General features: G+C 80.0%; 3 protein-coding genes. 2 read left to right on the top strand and 1 reads right to left on the bottom strand.

The features are described from left to right. The first annotated feature begins 64 nt into the window (after positions 1–64). The gene (locus GTR00_RS19325; protein WP_323132617.1) at positions 65–1093 is read left to right on the top strand and encodes an o-succinylbenzoate synthase; all 1029 of its coding nucleotides are present in this window, start codon (positions 65–67) and stop codon (positions 1091–1093) included. A 36-nt stretch (positions 1094–1129) separates the two neighbouring features. Here GTR00_RS19325 and GTR00_RS19320 read toward each other — a convergent pair whose 3' ends face one another. Next, the gene (locus GTR00_RS19320) at positions 1130–1561 is read right to left on the bottom strand and encodes a PaaI family thioesterase (RefSeq protein WP_323132616.1); all 432 of its coding nucleotides are present in this window, start codon (positions 1559–1561) and stop codon (positions 1130–1132) included. 63 nt (positions 1562–1624) lie between these two features. Here GTR00_RS19320 and GTR00_RS19315 point away from each other — a divergent pair. Beyond that, a partial coding sequence (locus GTR00_RS19315) for a thiamine pyrophosphate-binding protein (protein ID WP_323132615.1) occupies positions 1625–2212 on the top strand: 588 nt, incomplete at its 3' end.

Genomic DNA, 2212 nt, shown 5'->3' with positions numbered 1-2212 from the left:
CCCCCGCCGCGCCCCGCCACCGGTGACCACCGGTGGCGGGGCGCGGCGGGGGCAGGATGGGGCGGTGAGCCACGACCCCGGGACCGGCGCGGCGCTGCCGCCGCTGGAGGACCTGCTCGACGCCGCGCACGTGGTGCGCCTGCCGCTGCGCCGCCGCTTCCGCGGCATCACCGAGCGCGAGGCGCTGCTGCTGCGCGGCCCGGCCGGGTGGGGGGAGTTCGCCCCGTTCCTGGAGTACGGGCCGCACGAGTCCGCGCGCTGGCTGGCCGCCGCGGTGGAGGCGGCGTGGTCGGGGTTCCCCGCGCCGCGGCGCGAGCGGGTGGAGGTCAACGCCACCGTGCCGGCCGTGCCCGCCGCCGACGTGCCCGCGGTGCTGGCCCGCTTCCCCGGCTGCCGCACCGCGAAGGTGAAGGTCGCCGAGCGCGGCACGGGCTTCGAGGAGGCGCTGGCCGGCGACCTGGCCCGGGTGCGGGCGGTGCGCGAGGTGCTGGGCCCGCACGGGCGGGTGCGGGTGGACGCCAACGCCGCCTGGAGCGTGGACGAGGCGGAGCGGGCCCTGGGCGCCCTGGGGGAGGTGGGCCTGGAGTACGCCGAGCAGCCGTGCGCGACGCTGGAGGAGATGGCCGAGCTGCGCCGGCGCCTGGCGCGCGCGGGCGCGCCGGTGCCGCTGGCCGCGGACGAGAGCGTGCGCAAGGCGGAGGACCCGCTGCGGGTGGCGGGGCTGGAGGCCGCCGACGTGGTGGTGGTGAAGGTGGCGCCGCTGTCGGGGGTGCGCCGCGCGCTGGAGGTGGCCGCCTCCTGCGGGCTGCCCGTGGTGGTCTCCAGCGCCCTGGACACCTCCGTGGGCCTGGCGGCCGGCACGGCCCTGGCCGCCGCGCTGCCGGAGCTGCCGTTCGCGTGCGGGCTGGGCACCGGCGCGCTGCTGGCCGCCGACGTCAGCGCCGCGCCGCTGCTGCCGGTGGGCGGGGCGCTGCCGGTGGGCCCGGCGCGCGCCGACGCGGAGCTGCTGGCCGCGCACCGCGCGCCCGCGCCGCGCGAGGGGTGGTGGCGCGAGCGGCTGGCCGCCTGCCGCGCGGTGCTGGCCCGCGCCTGAGCGGCTGCGCCGGACGGGTGGACCGGCGCGAGCGGTTCAGGAGCGCGGCGCGGGGCGCACCAGGTTCGTGATGCGCGCCGTGCACACCCGCCGCCCGGCCTCGTCGGTGAGGACGACCTCGTGGCTGCACAGCGTCCGGCCCAGGGTGATCGCGGTGGCCGTGCCCGTCACCACGCCCGAGGAGACCGCGCGGTGGTGGGTGGCGTTGATGTCGGTGCCCAGCGCCTGCCCGCCGGGCCACACGTGCAGCAGCGCACCGATGGAGCCCAGCGTCTCGGCCAGCACGCAGGAGGCGCCGCCGTGCAGCAGCCCGGCGACCTGCGTGTTGCCCTCCACGGGCATCGTCGCCACCAGCCGCGCGGGGGTGGCCTCGACGAACTCGATGCCCATCCGCTCGACCAGGCCGCCGGCGGGGATGACCGCCAGCAGCTCCTCCAGGGACGGCAGGGACCGCGTGCTCTCGCTCACACCGGGAGGCTGCCACACCCCCCGCGGCGGGTGGCACCGGCCGCGAGGGGGTCCAATGGAGGGGTGAACCCCTCGACCGCGCTCGCGACGGTGCTCGTCGACGCGCTGGTCTCGCTCGGCCTGCGCCACCTGGTCCTCTCGCCCGGCTCGCGCAGCGCGCCGCTGGCCTTCGCCGCCGCGGCCGCCGCGGACGCCGGGCGCCTGGAGCTGCACGTGCGGGTCGACGAGCGCAGCGCCGGCTTCCTGGCCCTGGGCCTGGCGCGCGGCGCCCTGACCCGCGGCGAGGACCCCCTGGTGGCCGTCGTCACCACCAGCGGCACCGCCGTGGCGAACCTGCACCCGGCGGTGCTGGAGGCCTCCCACGCGGGCGTGCCGCTGCTGGTGCTGTCCGCGGACCGCCCGCACGAGCTGCGCGGCTCCGGGGCCAGCCAGACCGCCGACGCCCAGGCCCGCCTGTTCCTGCCCTCGGTGCGCTTCTCCGCCGACGTGCCCGCCCCGGTGGACGCGCAGCGGCAGGCGCCGGCGTGGCGCTCGGTGGTGGCGCGCGCGGCCGCGGCCGCCCGCGGGGCGCGCGGGGAGGGCGCCGGCCCCGCGCACGTCAACGTCGCCTTCGCCGACCCGCTGACGCCCTCGCCGGGCGAGGGCGTCAGC

It is taken from the genome of Kineococcus indalonis, assembly GCF_009906395.1.
GTDB lineage: Bacteria > Actinomycetota > Actinomycetes > Actinomycetales > Kineococcaceae > Kineococcus > Kineococcus indalonis.
The sequence above is the reverse complement of the archived record's forward strand: the minus strand, read 5'-3'. Positions and strand labels throughout refer to the sequence as shown.